Annotated in this window: 14 protein-coding genes; 6 read left to right on the forward strand and 8 right to left on the reverse strand. The window is 67.9% G+C overall.

All coding sequences use genetic code 11. From position 1 onward, the window contains the following. Nucleotides 1-80 precede the first annotated feature (80 nt). Nucleotides 81-389, forward strand: a complete 309-nt coding sequence (locus tag WFK98_RS24215) for a Dabb family protein (RefSeq protein ID WP_266337203.1) — start codon at nt 81-83, stop codon at nt 387-389. A gap of 265 nt (nt 390-654) precedes the next feature. Here the strand turns inward: WFK98_RS24215 and WFK98_RS24220 are convergent, their stop codons facing one another. From WFK98_RS24220 to WFK98_RS24230, 3 genes are all read right to left on the reverse strand, one after another. Beyond that, nucleotides 655-3,909 (reverse strand): error-prone DNA polymerase, encoded by a 3,255-nt coding sequence (locus WFK98_RS24220; protein ID WP_336802076.1) that lies wholly within the window; start codon nt 3,907-3,909, stop codon nt 655-657. Between the two features lie 157 nt (nt 3,910-4,066). After that, entirely contained in the window at nt 4,067-5,632 is a 1,566-nt protein-coding gene (locus WFK98_RS24225) for a Y-family DNA polymerase (protein ID WP_336802077.1), read from the reverse strand. Next, nucleotides 5,523-6,368, reverse strand: coding sequence for an ImuA family protein (locus WFK98_RS24230; RefSeq protein ID WP_266337200.1), 846 nt, complete (start codon nt 6,366-6,368; stop codon nt 5,523-5,525). The genes WFK98_RS24225 and WFK98_RS24230 overlap by 110 nt, the downstream gene beginning before the upstream one ends. A gap of 394 nt (nt 6,369-6,762) precedes the next feature. On the opposite strand from WFK98_RS24230, the gene WFK98_RS24235 reads away from it, so the two are divergent. From WFK98_RS24235 to WFK98_RS24245, 3 genes are all read left to right on the forward strand, one after another. Further along, on the forward strand, nt 6,763-8,598 hold the full coding sequence (locus tag WFK98_RS24235; RefSeq protein ID WP_266337199.1) for an ABC transporter ATP-binding protein: 1,836 nt from the start codon (nt 6,763-6,765) through the stop codon (nt 8,596-8,598). A gap of 197 nt (nt 8,599-8,795) precedes the next feature. Next, on the forward strand, nt 8,796-9,494 hold the full coding sequence (locus tag WFK98_RS24240) for a helix-turn-helix transcriptional regulator (protein WP_336802078.1): 699 nt from the start codon (nt 8,796-8,798) through the stop codon (nt 9,492-9,494). A gap of 51 nt (nt 9,495-9,545) precedes the next feature. Then, complete coding sequence (locus WFK98_RS24245) at nt 9,546-9,923, forward strand: VOC family protein (protein WP_266337197.1); 378 nt, start codon at nt 9,546-9,548, stop codon at nt 9,921-9,923. 312 nt (nt 9,924-10,235) lie between these two features. On the opposite strand, the gene WFK98_RS24250 is transcribed toward WFK98_RS24245, so the two are convergent. Further along, nucleotides 10,236-12,293, reverse strand: coding sequence for an ATP-dependent helicase (locus WFK98_RS24250; RefSeq protein ID WP_336802079.1), 2,058 nt, complete (start codon nt 12,291-12,293; stop codon nt 10,236-10,238). A gap of 195 nt (nt 12,294-12,488) precedes the next feature. Here WFK98_RS24250 and WFK98_RS24255 point away from each other — a divergent pair, with 195 nt between their 5' ends. Together WFK98_RS24255 and WFK98_RS24260 are read left to right on the forward strand one after the other, a co-directional pair. Further along, nucleotides 12,489-14,744, forward strand: coding sequence for a GumC family protein (locus WFK98_RS24255; RefSeq protein ID WP_336802080.1), 2,256 nt, complete (start codon nt 12,489-12,491; stop codon nt 14,742-14,744). Between the two features lie 87 nt (nt 14,745-14,831). Next, nucleotides 14,832-16,262, forward strand: a complete 1,431-nt coding sequence (locus WFK98_RS24260) for a mannose-1-phosphate guanylyltransferase/mannose-6-phosphate isomerase (RefSeq protein WP_336802081.1) — start codon at nt 14,832-14,834, stop codon at nt 16,260-16,262. 271 nt (nt 16,263-16,533) lie between these two features. On the opposite strand, the gene WFK98_RS24265 is transcribed toward WFK98_RS24260, so the two are convergent. From WFK98_RS24265 to WFK98_RS24280, 4 genes are all read right to left on the reverse strand, one after another. Beyond that, nucleotides 16,534-17,406: an NAD(P)-dependent oxidoreductase gene (locus WFK98_RS24265; protein ID WP_336802301.1), complete on the reverse strand. Its 873-nt coding sequence runs from the start codon at nt 17,404-17,406 to the stop codon at nt 16,534-16,536. 173 nt (nt 17,407-17,579) lie between these two features. Further along, complete coding sequence (locus WFK98_RS24270; RefSeq protein ID WP_336802082.1) at nt 17,580-18,362, reverse strand: amino acid ABC transporter ATP-binding protein; 783 nt, start codon at nt 18,360-18,362, stop codon at nt 17,580-17,582. Further along, nucleotides 18,359-19,015 (reverse strand): amino acid ABC transporter permease, encoded by a 657-nt coding sequence (locus WFK98_RS24275; RefSeq protein ID WP_336802083.1) that lies wholly within the window; start codon nt 19,013-19,015, stop codon nt 18,359-18,361. The genes WFK98_RS24270 and WFK98_RS24275 overlap by 4 nt, the downstream gene beginning before the upstream one ends. Nucleotides 19,016-19,027: 12 nt before the next feature. Continuing rightward, nucleotides 19,028-19,687, reverse strand: coding sequence for an amino acid ABC transporter permease (locus WFK98_RS24280; protein ID WP_336802084.1), 660 nt, complete (start codon nt 19,685-19,687; stop codon nt 19,028-19,030). Between the last annotated feature and the right edge of the window lie 14 nt (nt 19,688-19,701).

A 19,701-nucleotide genomic window follows, 5' to 3' on the forward strand; every position in this document is an offset into this window, starting at 1 on the left:
GCTCCGATGCGGCGTTCACGACAGGTGACGTTCATCCCCGGCGCTGCCTATCCTACGACCAACGGAGGAAACCAAGAATCATGATCACCCACTGCGTCTTCATCCACTACCGCGCCGACACCACCGCCGCGACCAAGGTCGCGATCCTCGACGGGCTGCTGGCGCTCCGGCCCCGGATCGACGGCCTGATCAACATCTTCGTCGGCAACAACATGAGCCCGGAAGGCCTCGACAAGGGGTTTTCGGAAGGCTTCATCGTCACCTTCCGCGACGCTGCGGCACGCGACCAGTATCTGGCCGACGAGGAACACGCCAAGGTCGGCGCGGCGATCGTCGCCGCGGCCGAAGGCGGCGTTGACGGCATCTTCGTCTACGACCTGGAGCACTGAGGCGCGCCGGCGGTCTCGGGATCCCCTTGGATCACCTCTCCCCGAGGGAGAGGCGACGAGGCAGACGGTCGACACGACCGCCTTGGCGCCATGTGAGACCACACTCGGCCGTCATCCCTGTGAAAGCAGGGATCCATGTCGATGCGCGCTGGAGAGCTCCGCGCGGCATATAATCCGGCTGGGTGGATCCCTGCTTTCGCAGGGATGCCGGGAGCTTGTGGCTGCCACCGGCGCGCAGGAAATATTGTCCAACGCCCCGCCGCCCTCAGTGAAAATCCCGCGATTTCGGGATGATGCGGACGTTGCGCGGGTGGCTGCCGGGGTGGCTCGGGCGACTCGGGTGGGCGAATTCGTCGGCGCGGCCGGGATCAAGCCGCGGCCGGCGGTCCTCGGCGAGCTGGTCCAGGTCGGCGGTGCGATCGACCAGCCGCTTCGCCACCAGATGGACGATGCCCTCCGGGCTTTTCTGGATGTTGCCCTCGACCAGAACCAGCTTGGCGCCGATGATGGTGCGGCGGAAGGTGTCGAACAGCCGCGTCCAGACGACGACATTGACGATGCCGGTCTCGTCCTCCAGCGTCATGAACACGACATTGCCCTTGCCCGGCCGCTGGCGCACCAGAACGACGCCGGCCGTTTGCGCAAAATCGCCATCCCGGAGCGCCGTGATCGCCGCCGCGGACAGGATCCGTTCACGGGTGTAGCGCTCGCGCAAGAAGCTCATCGGATGCGCCTTCAGCGACAGCCGCAGCGTCTGGTAATCGGCGACGACATGCTCGGAAAGCGGCATGACCGGCAGCGGCGCATCCTGCTCGCGGCCGAGCTCGGCCGCGTCGGCGGCGGCGAAGAGCGGCAGGATTTCGGAACTCGGCAGGCGGCGCACTTCCCAGAGCCCCTGCCGCCGGTCGAGCCCGAGCGAACGCAGCGCGTCAGCATCGGCGAGCTTTTCATAGGCACGCCGCTCCAGCCCGGTATGACGCACGAGATCGTCCATCGCCACGAAGCCCGCGCCACGCCGCGCCGCGATCGCCTCCGCCCACGCCTCGCGAAAGCCGTCGATCTGGCGGAAGCCGAGCCTGAGCGCCAGCCCCGCCTCCGTCGGCTCCAGCGTGTTGTCCCAGAGACTCGCATTGACATCGACCGGCCGGATCGGCACGCCGTGATCGGCGGCATCGCGAACAATCTGCGCCGGCGCATAAAAGCCCATCGGCTGCGAGTTCAGCAGCGCCGCGGCGAAGGCGGCCGGGTGGTGGCACTTGATCCAGGCCGAGACATAGACGAGGCGAGCGAAGCTCGCGGCATGGCTTTCGGGAAAGCCATATTCGCCGAAGCCCTTGATCTGATTGAAGCAGCGCTCGGCGAATTCGCGCTCATAGCCGCGCCGGACCATGCCCTCGACCATCATGGTCTCGTATTTGTGCATGGTGCCGAGATGGCGGAACGTCGCCATGGCGCGGCGCAGCCCGTTGGCGTCGGAGGGCGAGAAGCGCGCCGCCACCATGGCGAGGCTCATCGCCTGCTCCTGGAACAGCGGCACGCCGAGCGTCCGCCCCAGCACCTGCTTCAGCTCATCGGCCGGGCCGTGCTCGGGCGACGGCGACGGGAAAGTGACGTCCTCGATCCCCTGCCGGCGGCGCAGATAGGGATGCACCATGTCGCCCTGGATCGGCCCGGGGCGTACGATCGCAACCTGGATGACGAGGTCGTAGAACTCGCGCGGGCGAAGACGCGGCAGCATGTTCATCTGCGCCCGGCTCTCGACCTGGAAGACGCCGATCGAGTCGCCCGTGCAGAGCATGTCGTAGACGGCCGGATCCTCCCAGGGGATGGTGTGCAGCGCATGGCGCGCTCCGCCCGCCTCCTCGATCAGATCGAACGCCTTGCGGATGCAGGTCAGCATACCGAGCGCGAGGATATCGACCTTCATCATCCTGACGGTGTCGATGTCGTCCTTGTCCCATTCGATGAAGCTTCGGTCCTTCATCACCGCCGGGCCGCTCGGCACGAGGTCGTTCAGGAGCTTTTCCGTCAGCACGAAGCCGCCGACATGCTGCGAAAGATGGCGCGGAAAGCCGCGCAGCTCCATCGCCAGCTTGACCACGCGCTCGATCATCGGGTTTCGCGGGTCGAGGCCGGCGTCGCGAATGTGCTTGTCCTGCACGGCCGAACCCCAGCCGCCGCCCCAGACCGTGCCGCCGAGCGCCAGGATGACGTCCTCCGACAGGCCCATCGCCTTGCCGACCTCGCGGATCGCGCTCTTCGTCCGGTAGGCGATCACCGTGCCGCAGATGGCGGCGCGGTCGCGGCCATAGCGCCCATAGATGTACTGGATCACCTCCTCGCGCCGCTCATGCTCGAAATCGACGTCGATGTCGGGCGGCTCCTTGCGCTCGGGCGAAAGGAAGCGCTCGAACAGCAGCTGGTACTGGCTCGGGTCGACCGAGGTGACGCCGAGGCAATAGCAGACGGCGGAATTGGCGGCGGAACCCCGCCCCTGGCAGAGGATGCCGCGCCCGGTCGCGAACGCCACGATGTCGTGCACGGTCAGGAAATAGGGCGCGTAGCCGAGCGACCCGATCATGGCGAGTTCCTTGTCGAGGGTCGCCGTGACCGACGCCGGAACGCCGTCCGGATAGCGCTTTCGCGCGCCCTCCCGCGCCAGTGCCTCCAGATGCGCCTGCGGCGTCATCCCCTCCGGCACCGTCTCGTGCGGATACTCGTATTCTATCTCGTCGAGGGTGAAGCGGATCTGGCCGAGAAAGCGCGCCGCCTCCGCCACGGCGCCGGGAAAGTCGCGAAACAGGCGTTCGATCTCGACGCCCGGCTTCAGGTGTCGCTCGGCATTCATCGCGAGCCGCCGCCCCGCCTTCTCGATCGTCGTCTTCTCGCGGATGCAGGTCAGGATATCCTGCAGCGGCCGCCGTTCCGGAGCGTGATAGAGCACGTCGTTGACGGCGATCAGGCGGACGCGGTGGTCCCAGGCGAGCGCGGAAAGCGTGGCGAGGCGGCGCCGGTCGGAGCCGCCGCGATAGAGCACGGCGGCGAGCCAGGTCCGACCCGGCGCCAGGACGGCGAGCCGGCCGAGCGCCGCGCCGAGGTCGCCGGCCAGCCTGGCGGGCGGCATCAGGATGAAAAGCGAACCCTCCGCATGCGCCGCGAGATCCCCGAAATCGAGGTGGCATTCACCCTTCGGCGCCCGGCGCTTGCCGAAGCTGAGTAACTGGCAGAGCCGGCCATAGGCGGCGAGATCCCTGGGATAGGCAAGGATATCCGGCGTGCCATCGCGGAAGACGAGGCGGACGCCGACAACGAGGCGAAAGCCGGCGGCGCGCACATTGCCATAGTCCTCGCTGCCCCAGGCGTCATGGGCGCGGACGATGCCGGCGAAGGTGTTGCGGTCGGCGATGCCGATCCCCTTCAGCCCCAGTCCATGCGCCTGGATGATCAACTCGGCCGCATGCGAGCCGCCTTCCAGGAAGGAGAAGTTCGACATGGTCGCGAGTTCGGCATAGGCGCTCATGGGGTCTTTGCCGTCTGTGTGTGGCTTGAAGAGCCCTCACCCCAGCCCTCTCCCGCTCGCGGGAGAGGGGGATCGTCTGCGCTTGTCGCCCCGCTGTGTGCGACAAGGCCCTCTCCCGCGAGCGGGAGAGGGTTGGGTGAGGGGCTTGCTTCCTTTCTCATGCGAACAGCCCGTGCAGGAACCAGCGCGGCTGCGGCCGGTCGGCGGCGTAAAACCCCTCGCGATAGAGCCAGAAGCGGCAACCGTTCCTGTCCTCGACGCGAAAATAGTCGCGGTCGGACGTGCTTTCGCCATCGCGCCACCATTCCGGCGCGATCCGCTCCGGCCCTTCGGCGCGGGCCACCTGATGCAGCACGCGGCGCCAGCGGAAGGAGAGCGGCGGTCCGTCCGGCACCTCGCCCAGCGCCTCGACCGGCTCGGGCGGATCGAACAGGCTGAGCGGCCGCAAGGGCGGCTCGCCCACCTCCGGCGCTTCCTCCCACTGGGCGGTGTTGGCGCCCATGGTGAAGACCGGCACCCGCCGCGCCCGCTGCTCCGGAATATGCGTATCGGCGGGCACGAAACCCTGCACCCGTTCCGGCCCAAAGCGTGCGCCGAGCCGGTCGATGAGATCGGCGACCACCTCGTCGTCGAGCGCATGGCCGTCGAGGCTCGCCTGCACCGCCCCGAAAGGCTCGGTGCGAAAGGCGCCGAGCCGGATCAGGTCGAAGCCGAAGCCGGCATCGAGCGGATCGGACAGCGCATCGAGTTTCTCGTGAAACAGTCGCGCGATCGCCTTCGGCGCCCGGTTCGGACGGGCGGTCGCGACCTCGATCCGCCGCACGACGCCATCGACGCGATAGAAGCTCGCCTCGAAGCTGCGGCCGCCCTCGCCCCGCGCCTCCAGCAGCGAGGCGACATCGACGGCGAGGCGGGCAAGCGTCGCCTCGATATCGTCGGCATGGGCGATCGGCTGGAAGAAGATGCGCTCGGCCAGCGCCACCGGCACCGGCCGGCGCGGCGAGATCGGATGCTCGGCGATGCCGGCGAGCCGTTCCAGTCGCTCGACGCAATCGGCGCCGAAGCGGGCGGCAAGCGGCGCGCGCGGCCGGTCGATCAGGTCGGCGACCGTCTTCAGGCCGGCGCGGGCCAGCGCCTGCAGCCGCGCCGGATCGAGCCCGAGCGCGGTGATCGGCAGGGGCCGCACGGCCTCGGCCTCGCGGCCGGGCGGAATGACCACGCGCGCTTCCGAGCGGGCGAGCGCCCGCGCCGTGGCCGGCGCCCCGGCGATCGCGCCAAGCGCGGTCAACCCCAACCCGGAGAGCCGCGTCAGCAGGTCGTCGAGCAGCGCCGCCTCGCCCCTGAAGAGATGGGCGACGCCGGTGATGTCGAGCATCAGCCCGCGCTCGCCATGGCGGGCGACCAGCGGCGTGTAGCGATCGCACCAGTCGGCGATCCGCTCGACCAGATCGTCATCGGCCACCGGATCGTGCTCGGCCACCACCAGGCCGGAGACGCGCGCCCGCGCCTCGGCCAGCGTCAGGCCGGGGGCAAGCCCCTGCCGCAACGCCGCCGGGTCGGGGGCCGCGAGGGCGAGCGCGCCCTTCACCTTGTCGACGATCAGAAGCGGCTGATCAGCCGGCAAGCCGGAATGGGGCGCGTTCGGCAGGGTGCGGAGCCGGTTCGATGCGAGAAAGGGCAGCCGGATCGCGCAATAGCGCCGGTCGCTTGAAGAGTTTGTCATCGCGGTTCCACTCCAGCCGCCAGGGCCCGCCGGGCGGGCCATGGCGATGGCGCAACAAGGTCAGGTCGAAAGTCGGATGGCCGGGCGCGTTCATCGCCATCGGCATCGCCGGCCCGGAGCGCACAAGCCAGCGGGTTTCCGCAGCACCCGGCATCGGCCGCGCGCCGGGGCGAAGCAGCAGGACAGTGACGCCGGACGCCTCCGCCGCCAGCGCGAAGCGGCGCTGCGTCGTCAGGTCGAGCGCCTTCGGCTCGCCCCAGGGCTCGAGGATGACAGCGCCAAGCGCGCCGCAGCGCGCCGCCTCACCGCCGGCGCGCAGCACGGCGAGGGGATCGCGCAACTGCACGAGAATCAGGGCTGCCGGATCGAGACCGAGCGCCTGCAAGCCATCGGCATGAAGCTCGCCGCCCTCCCTTGCCGCATAATCCTGCCGCACCCAGACAATCGGCCGCCCGGCCGGGGCGGCGGCCAGCGCCAGGGCCAGCGAGAAGCCGGAGGCGGCAATATTGTCGGCGCCCGAGGCGGCGAGGATTTCATGCAGCGCGCCGCGCGCCAGCCCTCCTCCCAGCGCGGCGTCGACCTCGTCCCGGTCGAGCGTGATACGGCCGGCGCGCGACGACATGACTGGCGTGCAGACGTCCTGCGCGATCTCGCCCGGCGGCGCGGATCTCGCCGTCGTCTCGATCGCGGCAATGCGCTGTCGCAATGCGGAAAGGGTCGCCTTCGCCGTGCTCATCGTCGTCCGTCGCTGTCCTGCCCAATCGTATTGTTCCTGTTTTGTTCTATCTAATACGACTCCAAACCGGGCAAGAGTCAATCGCGCGACAGGCGAACTTCCCAGGCTTGCGCCATGAAGCCGTGCACCCTGAAGCCGTAGGCGCCGAGCGCGGGCCACGGCGAGAGAAGCGCGCCGTCGAGCCGGATTATTTCCGGCAGCCCGCTGCGATCGAATTTAGTCTTCGGCGGACAATAGAAGGGCAATATGGCTTAAGAATCGCCACAAATCAGGCTAGCATCCTTCCCCAACGACGCCCGGGTCCGTTTCCCCATGCCCGGACGCGTTCATCGCCCCGCTTCTGCGCCGCGACGTTCGCCCCGCTTGCACCCACACGCCTGCCGTCGAGATCATCATGTTCCGCTATTTCGAAGAACGGATTCCGGCCACTGCCCATGGCATGCCCGGAGAGCCGCCGGATCGCCTTGTCGCCTTCTACTGGTTCTTCATCCGCCAGGTGCGCTGGTATTTCGTCGCCCTGCTGCTCGCCGGGCTGACCGTCGCGCTGCTCGACGCCACCATCCCGTTCTTCATCGGCCGGCTGGTGACGCTTCTGAGCCAGGTCTCGCCGGCCGCGCTCGTCAACGAGCACTGGCACGTGCTCGCCGGCATGGCGCTGTTCATGCTGCTGGTGCGCCCGGTCGCAATCTTCGTGCAGAACCTGATCACCAACCAGATCATCGCGTCGGGCTTCACCAACCTGATCCGCTGGCAGAGCCACTGGCACGTGGTGCGGCAGAGCTGGTCGTTCTTCCAGCATGATTTCGCCGGCCGCATCGCCACCCGCGTCATGCAGACCGGCGTTTCCGTGCGCGACAGCGCCGTCTCCTCGATCAACGCCGTCTGGTACATCGCCGTCTACGGCACCAGCGCCCTGGTGCTGCTCGGCCACAACAATCCCTGGCTGATGCTGCCGACGATCGTCTGGTTCGCCTGCTATGTGACGCTGCTCCGGATCTTCGTGCCGCGCCTGAAGGGACGCTCGGTCGAGATGTCGGAGGCGCGCTCGCTGATCACCGGCCGCATCGTCGACAGCTACACGAATATCATCACGGTCAAGCTGTTCGGCCGCGCCCGCGAGGAGGACGACTATGTCCGCGAGGCGGTCGACTATCACACCAGCGTCTTCCGCGGACAGCTGCGACTGATCACCCTGTTCGGCCTGGCCCTGGCGCTCAACAACGCCGTCCTCGTCGTTTCCACCGGCGCCATCGCCGTGCGGCTCTGGTCGATCGGGCTGATCGAGGTCGGCATCGTCGCCATGGTGCTGCCCTTGACCTGGCAGATCGCCAACATCGCCGGCTTCGTCGCCCAGCAGGTCACCGCGATCTTCGAGAACATCGGCGCCGTGCAGGAAGGCATGATGTCGATCGCCAAGCCGTTGCGCCTGACCGACCGCCCCGGCGCCGAGGAACTGAAGGTCGCCAAGGGCGGCATCGTCTTCGACCACATCAACTTCAACTATGGCCGCTCCGGCGGCATCATCGACGACCTGTCGCTCACCATCAAACCGGGCGAGAAGATCGGCCTGGTCGGTCGCTCCGGCGCTGGCAAGTCGACGCTGGTCAACCTGCTGCTACGCTTCTTCGACCTCGAGGGCGGCCGTATCCTGATCGACGGCCAGGACATCGCCCGCGTCACCCAGGAGAGCCTGCGCGAGCAGATCTCCGTCGTGACGCAGGACACGTCGCTGCTGCACCGCTCGATCCTCGATAACATCCGTTACGGCCAGCCGCATGTCACGCTGAACGGCGTCGAGGAAGCGGCGCGGCGGGCGCATGCGCACGAGTTCATCGGCAATCTGGAGGACTGGCGCGGGCGCACTGGCTATGAGGCGCATGTCGGCGAGCGCGGCATCAAGCTTTCCGGCGGCCAGCGCCAGCGCATCGCGATCGCCCGCGTCATCCTGAAGAACGCGCCGATCCTGATCCTCGACGAGGCGACCTCGGCGCTCGACTCGGAGGTCGAGGCCGCGATCCAGGAGCAGTTCGAGAGCCTGATGGCCGACAAGACGGTGATCGCCATCGCGCACCGGCTGTCGACGATCGCGCGGATGGACCGGCTGATCATCCTCGACAAGGGCCGCATCATCGAGAGCGGCACGCATGAGGAACTCTTGGCGCTGAACGGCCACTACGCCTCGCTCTGGCGGCGTCAGTCGGGCGGCTTCCTGGCCGAGGAAGCGGCCTAGTCGCGTCGGCAATCCGGCCTGACGGGGCGAAAGCCCCTCGGTCCTCCGCAAGTGCCTCTGCGGCTGATGCAGCCCGCCGGCCAAAGCCCTCGCCCGCTTGCGGGAGAGGCTTGGGTGAGGGTCTTGCTTGAGCAGTGGGCTGCCCGCCCGCGCCAATGCTGCCAATATGTGGCATCATGGCGTGCGAGGAGCCTTTCATGTCCCGTTCGCAACGCCTGCTTGACCTGATCCAGATCCTGCGCCGGCATCGCCGGCCGGTGAGCGGACAGGTTCTGGCCGGCGAACTCGGCGTCAGCCTGCGCACCCTCTATCGCGACATCGCCACGCTGCAGGCGCAAGGCGCCTCGATCGAGGGCGAGGCCGGCATCGGCTACATCCTGAAGCCCGGCTTCATGCTGCCGCCGCTGATGTTTTCGGAGGACGAGATCGAGGCGCTGGTGCTCGGCTCGCGCTGGGTCTCGAAGCGCGCCGATCCACGCCTGGCGCTCGCCGCCGGCAATGCGCTCGCCAAGATCGCCGCCGTGTTGCCTCAGGATCTGCGCGAGGATCTCGACAGTTCGGCGCTGCTGGTGGGGACGAGTTCGGCCGAGACGCCCGGCGTCGATCTTGCCGACATCCGCGCCGCGATCCGCCGAGAGCGCAAACTTTCCTTCGCCTATACCGACGCCGTTGGCGCCGGGTCGCGGCGCACGGTCTGGCCCTTCGCGCTCGGCTTCTTCGAGAAGGTCCGCGTGCTCGTCGCCTGGTGCGAGACCCGTCAGGATTTTCGCCATTTCCGCACCGAGCGGATGGCCGAACTCGTCGTCACGGAAACGCGCTACCCGCGCCGGCGGCAGGTCCTGCTGAAGGAGTGGAAGATCGCCGAGGGCATCAATCACCCATCCATGCTGCCATAAACTGACAGCAGGATCGCGTAACCTGCCTCCATCGACAACGGAGGCAACACCATGACGACGACCCCGAACATGATCCTGCTCTATGTGAAGGACACTGCGGCCAGCGCCGCCTTCTATGGCGACCTGCTCGGCCAGCCGGCGATGAACGCGTCGCCCAATTTCGCCGCCCTGCCGCTCGACAACGGCATGACGCTCGGCCTCTGGGGCCGCGCCCAGGCGAAGCCCGCCACCAGCGCGACGGCGAACGGCGCCAATGGCGAGATCGTCTTCATGGTCGAGAACAAGGCGAAGATCGACACGCTCTATGCCGACTGGCGGCAGCGCGGGCTCCGGATCGAGCAGGAACTGACCGAACTCGACTTTGGCCCGACCTTCGTCGCCCTCGATCCCGACGGCCACCGCCTGCGCGTCTGCCTGCCGGACGCGTGAAATCGAGCGACAGTAAGGCCCTCACCCCAGCCCTCTCCCGCGTGCGGGAGAGGGAGCCGACGGCGCTTCGCCCAAAGGAGGGGCGCTGTCCTTCACCTCTCCCTAAGGGAGAGGTCGACGCACGCAGTGCGGCGGGTGAGGGTTTACGGCCTCTCCGGGTGTTTCCCTACCCCCTCACCCGGAGCTTCGCTCCGACCTCTCCCCATGGGAGAGGTGAAGGGCCGTGGCGCTGCCGCACTGCGTCCTTCGAGACGGCCCTTCGGGCCTCCTCAGGATGATGAGGGGCGGTGCCTTGCACCGGCATAGGAGCCCCTACTTCCACATGCCGCGCATCTTGGCGGCGATGTCGACCGGCACGCGCGGCTGGGCGGCGGCGCCGGGCGCCTCGCTTGGCGCCGGCGGCCAGATCACCTGCTGGAACAGACCGATGATGGCGGACGGGATGAAGCGGGTGCGCGTCGCATAGACATGGCGGTCGCCGCCGCGCGTCTGCTGCGTGACGAAAAAGCGCTGCGGCATGACGAGGTGCAGTTCGTCCTTCGCCCGTGTCATCGCGACATAGAGCAGCCGCCGCTCCTCCTCAATCTCCTCCGCCGTGCCGGTCGAGAGGTCGATCGGCATGCAGCCGTCAACGACGTTCAGCACGAACACCGATTTCCATTCCTGCCCCTTGGCCGAATGGATGGTGGAGAGGACAAGATAATCCTCGTCGAGCAGCGGCACGCCGGCCTCGCCGCTGGTGGCATCCGGCGGATCGAGCGTCAGCTCGGTCAGGAAACGCTCGCGCGAGGAAAAACCGGCAGCGATCTGCTCCAGTTGCACGAGATCGGCAAGCCGCACCGTCGCGTCCTCGTGGATGCGCTCCAGATGCGGCTCGTACCAGTTGCGCACCGCCTCGATCTCGGCCGGCCAGCCCATGCCCCGTCCGCGCAGCGCGCCAACCATCTCGACGAAGGCCGGCCAGTCGGCCGCCGTCTTCTGCGGCGGCTTGAACTCGACAAGCGCCGCAACCGGATCGACCGCGCCCGTCATGGCGTCGAGCATCTTGCCGGCCGTGCCCGGCCCGACGCCCGGCAGCAATTGCGCGACGCGAAATCCGGCGACGCGGTCGCGCGGGTTCTCGACGAAGCGTAAGACCGCGAGCAGGTCCTTCACATGCGCCGCGTCCAGGAACTTCAGTCCGCCGAACTTGACGAACGGGATGTTGCGCCGGGTCAGCTCGAATTCGAGCGGGCCGGAATGGTGCGCGGCGCGGAACATCACCGCCTGCTCCTTCAGCGCCACGCCGCGCTCGCGCGCCTCCAGCACCGTCTCGACGACATAGCGCGCCTGCTCTGCCTCGCCGCGCACGGTGACGAGCTGGGGCTTGTCGCCGCTCGCCCGCTCGGTCCAGAGGTTCTTGGTGAAGCGCTCCGTCGCCAGCCCGATGACGCCGTTGGCGGCGGCGAGGATCGGCTGGGTCGAGCGATAGTTCCGCTCCAGCGTGACGATCTCGGCCGCCGGCGAAAAGTGGCCGGGAAAATCGAGGATGTTGCGCACCGTGGCGGCCCGAAACGAATAGATCGACTGGGCGTCGTCGCCGACGACCGTCAGCCCCTCCCCCTTCGGCTTCAGCCCAAGCAGCACGGAGGCCTGGAGCCGATTGGTGTCCTGGTATTCGTCGACCAGCACATGGTCGAAGCGGGCGGCGATCTCGCCCGAGATCGACGGCTCGGCCATCAGATAGGCCCAGTAGAGCAGCAGGTCGTCGTAATCGAGCACATTCTGCGCCTGCTTCGCCTCGACATAGGCGGCGAACAGCGCCTTCAGCTCGTCCTTCCACATGGCGCAGGGGAAGACCTTGACCAGTACCTCGTCGAGCGTCGTCTCGGCATTGACGACGCGCGAATAGATGGCGAGGCAGGTGCCCTTGGCGGGAAAGCGGCTCTCCTTCTTCGACAGGCCGCGCTCGTGCCGGACCAGGTTCATGAGGTCGGCCGAATCCTCGCGGTCATGGATGGTGAAGGCCGGATCGAGGCCGATCCACTGCGCATGCTCGCGCAGGATCTTCGCGCCGATGCCATGGAACGTGCCGGACCAGGCGAGCGCGTCGGTGAGCACACCGCCCTTCGATCCCATCACCCCGGCCGCGATGCGCTCGACCCGCTTCGCCATCTCGCTCGCCGCGCGGCGCGAAAAGGTCATCAGCAGGATGCGGCGCGGGTCGGCGCCGTTCAGGATCAGATGCGCGACCCGGTGCGCGAGCGTGTTGGTCTTGCCGGAACCTGCGCCGGCGATCACCAGCAGCGGCCCGCGTTCCGGCGTGGTGACGCCGAATTCGACGGCGCGGCGCTGGTCGTCGTTCAGCCGGGCGAGATGGGCAGCCGTCATGGAAATCGGTGGTTCCGTCGAATCAAAGGCGGGATCGTCCCGGATTGGAGCATGTTTCCCGTTTTGTTCGCAATGCGGGCCTCCGTCGCATCCGTCCTCGTTGACTCAATGTTTCCGTTACGTCACCTTAAATTCGGCAGCCGATCCATTTGCGCGCCAAGGCGCCTCCGGATGAGATGGCCAGGATTGGGGGGCATGAGCATGCTGGACGGCAGGGGCCCGCGCCTCGCCTTCGAAGACGAGCAGGCCGCCTTGGCAACGCCTGCAGCCGGACCGGCCTCCGCGCCGGCATTCCGGGCGGATGGGTTCGATCCCTGGCGCCTGCTCCGCCTGCTGCGCCGACAATGGTGGACTTTCCTCGCCGTCGTCGTCACCATCAACCTCCTGACCGCTCTCGTCCTCTTTTGGGTCACGCCGACCTACAAGGCTTCGGCGCTCGTCATCGTGGACCCATGGCAGCATAGCGTCCTCGACGCCGACCGCAGCGGCGCCGGCCGGCCGGCAGATGCCGCGCGGGTCGAAAGCGAGGTGGAGATCCTCCGCTCGCCCGGCGTGCTGCTTGCGGTAGTCGAAAAGCTGGATCTCGCGCGCGATCCCGAATTCACGCCACGGCCGGGCTGGGCGATCCGCCTCAGGAGCCTCGCCGGCATGGAGACACCGCCGCCTTCTGCCGAGCAGGCGGCACGGCAGACGCTGCGACGCCTCGGCCCCGCCATCGCCATCTCGCGGCGCGGCGCCACCTATGTCATCGAGGTGGCCGCCCGCTCGCAGGATCCCGCCAAGGCGGCACGGATCGCCAATGCGCTGGCCGCCGCCTATATCGACGCGCAGATCCGCGCCAAGGTCGATTTCGCCGCCGACGTCCAGAAGCGGCTGGCCCAGCAGCTCGAAAGCGCCCGCGCCGCACTGCGCGAGATGGACCGCAAGCTCGACAGCTTCCTCGACGACAGCATCGGCACCATCGAGGATGCGGAACTGCGCACGGAGCTCTCGGAGATCCGCGCGGCCATCAAGGAGCAGGAGGCGAACCGCCTGCGCTATGACGCGCTCGCCGGCCGCTCGCGCGAGCGCGCCCGCAAGCGCGAGTGGGACGCGCTGATCGCCGAACTGAATTCCGACCGCATGGTGCGCCTCAACGCGCAGGCCGCAGCGCTCCGGCAGGGGCCGGAGCCTGCCGACAGCGCCGAGACGGCGGCGAAGCTCGCCCAGCTCGACCGCCAGATCGACAAGGAAGCCCAGTCCGTCATCGCCCGCATCGCGGCGGAAGCCGGGGCCGCGCAACAAAACGAGGCGGAACTGCGCGCCCGGCTCAGCCAGCGGCTCGCCGACCCTGACATTCCGGCCGAGATCGTGCAGCATTTCCGGGAGGTCGAGGGCGACGCGGCCGCGCTGCGCCTCGTCGTCGACAAGCTCACCACCTCCTCGACCGCCGCGACCGCCGAAATCGACCTCCAGCTTCCCGACAGCCGCATCGTCTCGCCCGCCCTGCCGCCCTCCACACCGGCATCGCCCGACGAACCGCTGATCGCCACGCTGGCGCTGGCCCTGTCGTTGATGCTTGGCGCGGCGGCGGCGATCCTGCGCGACCGGCTCGCCGGCGGCTTCGCCGACGAGGCAGCCCTCGAGGATTTCGCCGGCGTCCCCGTGCTCGCCGCCCTGCCGCCGATCGCCCCGCGCGCCGACCGCCCCGGCGAGAAGCCGGCGACCGAGGTTCTCGACCATCCCGGCTCCGCCTATGCCGTGGCGATCCGGCGATTGCGGTTGGCGCTCGACCTCGCGCCTTCCGGCGGCCGGCTGGCGCTCGGCTCGGCTCGGGTCGTACTCGTCACCGCGGCGCTGCCCGGCGAGGGCGCGACGCAAACGGCGATCTCGCTGGCCCGCTGCCTGGCGCTTTCCGGCCGCAGGACGCTGCTGATCGACGGCAATCTCCGCCAGCCGGAGGTGCATGCCGCGCTCGATCTCGAACGCCGGCACGGACTCGCCGACCTGCTCGCCAGCCGCGGCCCGGACAGGCTCGTCGTCGACGAGCTCACGCCCCATCTTGCCGTCGCCGCCGGCCCCGGCGATCCGCGCTGCAATGTCGACGCGCTGCTCGAATCGGGCTCGCTGTCCGGGCTGCTGCAAACGGCTCGGCAGAACTACGACCATGTCGTGATCGACAGCCCGGCCCTGCTGCCGACGGTCGACACGCTGTTCTGGGTCCGCCATGCCGACGACATCCTGATGGTGATCGACGCCACCACCTCGCCGCACGACATCCATGCCGGGCTGCGGGCGCTGGCGCGCGGCGGACGCGGCACCGCTCATCTCTGGCTCGCCCTCAATCGCGCCGCAGGCCGCCAGTCCGCCCGCCTCCCGCGCGGCGGGCCACCTGCCGCCACCGCAACCATTCGGAAAGAATATTCCCAATCGGCCGGGCCGGACCGAACTCCGGAGCGGGCCGCGCGTTGAATTGGTAACCCCCGCCATGCAAGATCCTGCAACTCGGCGGGTCCCCCCGGCAGAAGCGCACGAAACGCGCGCAGCGTCCAAGAGGCTATGACTATGGCAGTTTCCAAGATTGTTCCGGTGATTCTGGCGGGAGGATCGGGAACACGCCTCTGGCCGATTTCGCGCGACAGCATGCCGAAGCAATTCCTCGCCCTCGGTTCCGAGCGCACCTTCTACCAGGACACGCTGCTGCGACTGCCGCCGAAGAGCGCCGGCGGCACCGATCCGATCGTCATCACCGCCGATGCCTTCCGCTTCTTCGCCCGCCGCCAGGCGGCCGAGATCGGCGTCAACCCGACCATCATCCTTGAGCCGGCGCGACGCGATTCCGCCGCCGCGCTGATCGTCGCCGCCCGCTATGCGCAGAAGCTCTATGGCGACGACTGCCTCGTGCTGGCGCTCGCCGCCGACCATCTCGTGCCGGACGTCGCGCTGTTCCAGCAGGCCTGCCTCGATGGCGCGGCCGCCGCAGAGGAAGGCCATATCGTCACCTTCGGCATCACGCCGACCGAGCCGCGCACCAGCTATGGCTACATCAAGCCGGGCAAGCCGCTCGGCACGCCGGGCGCCTTCGCCGTCACCTCCTTCGTCGAGAAGCCCGACCGAGAGACCGCCGGGCGCTACGTTGCCGAGGGCTATCTGTGGAACTCCGGCAATTTCATCTTCCCGGCGGCGCTGATGCTGGCGGAAGCGGCGAAGTTCGAGCCCGAGATCGCCGCCGGCGCCGATAAAACGATCGCCGGCGCGCATGAAGACCTCGGCTTCATCCGTCTCGAGGAGAAGAGCTTCGTCGCCATGCCGGCGAAGTCGATCGACTACGCCGTGCTGGAGCGCACCGACCGCGCCGCCGTGATCGAGGGCCGCTTCTCGTGGTCCGACATCGGCAGCTGGGACGCGGTGCGCGACAGCCGCTCGCCCGGCGAGCACGGCAACGTCACCACCGGCCCGGTCGCGCTGATCGACAGCCAGAACGCCTTCATCCATTCCGAGGGCCCGCTCGTCACCGGCATCGGCCTCGACAACATGACCGTCGTCGCCTCCGAGGACGCGATCCTGATCATGCCTTCCGACCGCGCCCAGGACGTCAAGCACCTGGTCGCCAGCCTCAAGGCGGAAAAGCGCAACGAGGCCAACGAGCACATCAAGATCCACCGCCCGTGGGGCACCTACCAGACGATCTGCCGGGGGGACCGCTTCCATGTGAAGAAGATCGTCGTGGAGCCGGGCGCCAAGCTCTCGCTGCAGAAGCACCACCACCGCGCCGAGCACTGGGTCGTGGTGCGCGGCACCGCCGAGGTGACGCTGAACGACACCGTCCGCACGGTGAACGAGAACGAGTCGATCTACCTGCCGCTCGGCGCCATCCACCGCGTCGCCAACCCCGGCAAGATCCCCCTCGAACTGATCGAGGTGCAGACGGGCTCCTATCTCGGCGAGGACGACATCGTCCGCATCGAGGACATTTACGCCCGCGTTTGAGGGCTGGCTCTTCCATTCGTCTGCTTGGTCGGGAGCGCGGCGCCCACGCCTCCCCACCCTCGCCGTCATCCCGGGCGAAGACCCGGGATCCATGCCGCCGGGTTGCCCGGAGCGCGAAACTCCCAAATTCTCGGCTGCATGGATCCCCGCCTTCGCGGGGATGACGCCAGAGCAGAGAGCACGAGCAGCGACCAAAACGGGAACACCGCACGCGTCCGCACAAGGATAACGGGCGGTTAACCCAAGCGAGCCAAGCCGGCCTCGGAGACGACTACTTCTCGAGCCGGGCAATCAAGCTCGACGTGTCCCAGCGATTGCCGCCCATGGCCTGGACGTCGCCATAGAACTGGTCGACCAGCGCCGTCAGCGGCAGCTTCGCGCCATTGTTGCGCGCCTCGTCGAGGCAGATGCCGAGGTCCTTGCGCATCCAGTCGACGGCGAAGCCGAACTCGAACTGGCCGGCATTCATCGTCTTGTAGCGGTTCTCCATCTGCCAGGACTGCGCCGCGCCCTTCGAGATCACCTCGACCACCGCCTCGACGTCGAGGCCGGCGCGCTTGCCGAAATGCAGCGCCTCGGCCAGGCCCTGGACGATGCCGGCGATGCAGATCTGGTTCATCATCTTGGCGAGCTGGCCGGAGCCGACGGGGCCGAGCAACTGGCAGGCGCGGGCATAGCTGCGGATGACCGGTTCGACGCGGGCGAAGGGCTCGGAATCGCCGCCGCACATCACCGTCAGAACGCCGTTCTCGGCGCCCGCCTGGCCGCCCGAGACCGGCGCGTCGATGAAGGCGAAGCCGCGCTTCTCGGCTTCCGCGTGCAGTTCGCGCGCGACTTCGGCGGAAGCGGTGGTGTGATCGACGAAGACGGCGCCGGCGGCCAGTCCGGCAAAGGCGCCGTCCGCTCCGATGGTGACAGCGCGCAGGTCATTGTCGTTGCCGACGCAGGCGAACACGATGTCCTGGCCCTCCGCCGCCTCCTTCGGCGTCGCGGCGGCGCGGCCGCCGAACTCGGCGACCCACTTGGCGGACTTGGCGGCGTTGCGATTGTAGACGGTCACCTCGTGGCCCTTCGCCTGCAGATGCCGCGCCATCGGATAGCCCATCACGCCGAGGCCCAGGAACGCTACCTTCGTCATCTCGATCTCCGTCCAAATCCATCGCGCCGGCTGCGGCCGGCGACACCCGGCCAAGGCCTATCACGACGGCGGCGTCCTGACACCCCACAGCCACCAACGCCTTGCGGCGGCTCATGAAAAAAGCGGGCGCCCCAAGGGGCACCCGCTTCGATTGTCCCGGCGTTGAAGCACTCGGCCGCTCAGTGGCGCGAGCTCTTCAGGAATTCGTTCAGGCGCTGGCTGCGGCCTGCGCCAAAGATCTCCTCCGGCGTGCCCTCCTCGGCGATCCGGCCCTGCTCCATGAAGACGATGCGGCTGGAAACCTCGCGGGCGAAGCGCATCTCGTGCGTGACGATCAGCAGCGTGGCGCCGTCGTCGGCGATGCCCTTGATGGTGGTCAGCACTTCCTGCACCAGTTCCGGATCGAGCGCGGAAGTCACCTCGTCGAGCAGCACCAGCTTCGGGTTCATGGCAAGCGCGCGGGCGATCGCCACGCGTTGCTGCTGGCCGCCGGAAAGCTGGCTCGGATAGTGGTTGAGCCGGGCGCCGAGGCCGACGCGGGAGAGCCATTTCTCCGCGATGGCGAAGGCTTCGTCCTTGCCGAGCCTCTTCACCTTGCGCAGGCCGAGCATGACATTGCCGGCAGCGGAGAGGTGCGGAAACAGGTTGAAGCTCTGGAACACCATGCCGGTCATGGCGCGCTGGCGCGACAGCTCGGCGTCGCGCAGGCGGACGCGCTTGCCACCGACCGTCTTGTAGCCGATCGTCTCGCCGTCGAGCACGATGTCGCCGCCCTGGAACTCCTCCAGCAGGTTGACGCAGCGCAGCAGAGTCGTCTTGCCGGAGCCGCTGGAGCCGATGATCGAGACGACGTCCCTGGGGCGCAGGCTGAGGTCGACGCCCTTGAGGATTTCCACGGCGCCGAAATTCTTCCTGAGGCCCCGGATGTCGAGCAGAGGCCGCTGGGTTTCAGTCTGGGTCATAGGCGGGCTCCGAGGCGGCGTTCCATCGACTTGCCGAGCATGTCCAGGGCGATATTGACGACCAGGTAGACGATGCCGGCAAAGACATAGAATTGAATGGTCATGAAGTTGCGGCCGATCACTTCCTGCGTCTTCAAGAGCAGCTCGCCGACTCCGATCATCGAAAGCAGGCTGGAGCCCTTGATCAGCTCGACGCCGGTGTTGATCCAGGGCGGCAGCGACGTGCGCAGCGCCTGCGGCAGCAGCACGCTGCCAAGAATCTGCGGGAAGGTGAGGCCGATGGAGCGACCCGCCTCGATCTGGCCGGGCGGGATCGCCTGCAGCGAGCCGCGCACCAGTTCGCCGATGTGGGCACCGGCGAAGAGGCCGAGCGCCAGCGTGCCGGCCTGCGCCGCCGAGAGCGAGAGCCCCAGCACGGCCGGCACATAGAAGGCGGCGAGGATGAGGACCAGAAGCGGCGTGCCGCGCATCAGGTCGACATAGATGCGGAACGGAAAGCGCAGCCAGAGCGGCGCGAAGACGAGCTGGATGCCGACGATGCAGCCGAGGATCGTGCCAAGCACGATCGAGCCGACCGAAATGCCCAATGTCATCAGGAAGCCGTCGAAGAGCGGCCATCGGGCGATCCAGAGCTGGGCGAGAAAAGCGTCCATCGGATGCCCCGGTCAGAACTTGGGGAAGCGGCGTTCGAGCCGGCGCAGCAGGGCGGCAATCGTGAAGCAGGCGACGATGTAGAGGCCGCTCGCGACCGTCCATGTCTCGACGACGCGGAACGTATCGACATTGATCTTGCGCGCTTCGAAGGTGAGCTCGGGAATGGCGATCGCGGCGGCGATCGAGCTGTCCTTGAACATGCCGATGAAGGTGTTGCCGAGCGAGGGCAGCGAATTGCGCAGCATCACCGGCATGACGACCGAGAGATTGGTCTGCATCCGCGTCAGGCCGATCGCCCGACCCGCCTCGACGATCCCCTTCGGCACGGAAAGGAGGCCCGCTCGGAACACCTCGGTCAGATAGGCGCCGGCATAGAGCGCCAGCGAGCCGATGAAGCTCTCATATTTATCGAGCCGGATGCCGGTGGCGGGCAGCGCGAAATAGACGAGCAGCACCAGGACCAGCAACGGAATGTTGCGGATCAGCAGGACATAGGTCCCGCTGATCGCGCGCAGCAGACGCGACCTGGACACGCTGGCAAAGGCCGACAGCAGTCCGATGACGACGCCGACCGCCACGGCGGCGACGGCCAGAGCCAGTCCGATGGCGAGCCCCGACAACAAATGGTCGAAGCTCGCCCAGACGGCACCGAAGTGCAGCGTGTAGTTCACGACGTGAACGGTCC

This window comes from Kaistia sp. MMO-174 (assembly GCF_037147815.1).
GTDB lineage: Bacteria > Pseudomonadota > Alphaproteobacteria > Rhizobiales > Kaistiaceae > Kaistia > Kaistia nematophila.

Coding starts and splice junctions, on each gene's coding strand:
- WFK98_RS24215 (WP_266337203.1), top strand. CDS start 81: ATGATCACCCACTGCGTCTTCATCCACTACCGCGCCGACACCACCGCC.
- WFK98_RS24220 (WP_336802076.1), bottom strand. CDS start 3,909: ATGAGCGCCTATGCCGAACTCGCGACCATGTCGAACTTCTCCTTCCTG.
- WFK98_RS24225 (WP_336802077.1), bottom strand. CDS start 5,632: ATGACAAACTCTTCAAGCGACCGGCGCTATTGCGCGATCCGGCTGCCC.
- WFK98_RS24230 (WP_266337200.1), bottom strand. CDS start 6,368: ATGAGCACGGCGAAGGCGACCCTTTCCGCATTGCGACAGCGCATTGCC.
- WFK98_RS24235 (WP_266337199.1), top strand. CDS start 6,763: ATGTTCCGCTATTTCGAAGAACGGATTCCGGCCACTGCCCATGGCATG.
- WFK98_RS24240 (WP_336802078.1), top strand. CDS start 8,796: ATGTCCCGTTCGCAACGCCTGCTTGACCTGATCCAGATCCTGCGCCGG.
- WFK98_RS24245 (WP_266337197.1), top strand. CDS start 9,546: ATGACGACGACCCCGAACATGATCCTGCTCTATGTGAAGGACACTGCG.
- WFK98_RS24250 (WP_336802079.1), bottom strand. CDS start 12,293: ATGACGGCTGCCCATCTCGCCCGGCTGAACGACGACCAGCGCCGCGCC.
- WFK98_RS24255 (WP_336802080.1), top strand. CDS start 12,489: ATGAGCATGCTGGACGGCAGGGGCCCGCGCCTCGCCTTCGAAGACGAG.
- WFK98_RS24260 (WP_336802081.1), top strand. CDS start 14,832: ATGACTATGGCAGTTTCCAAGATTGTTCCGGTGATTCTGGCGGGAGGA.
- WFK98_RS24270 (WP_336802082.1), bottom strand. CDS start 18,362: ATGACCCAGACTGAAACCCAGCGGCCTCTGCTCGACATCCGGGGCCTC.
- WFK98_RS24275 (WP_336802083.1), bottom strand. CDS start 19,015: ATGGACGCTTTTCTCGCCCAGCTCTGGATCGCCCGATGGCCGCTCTTC.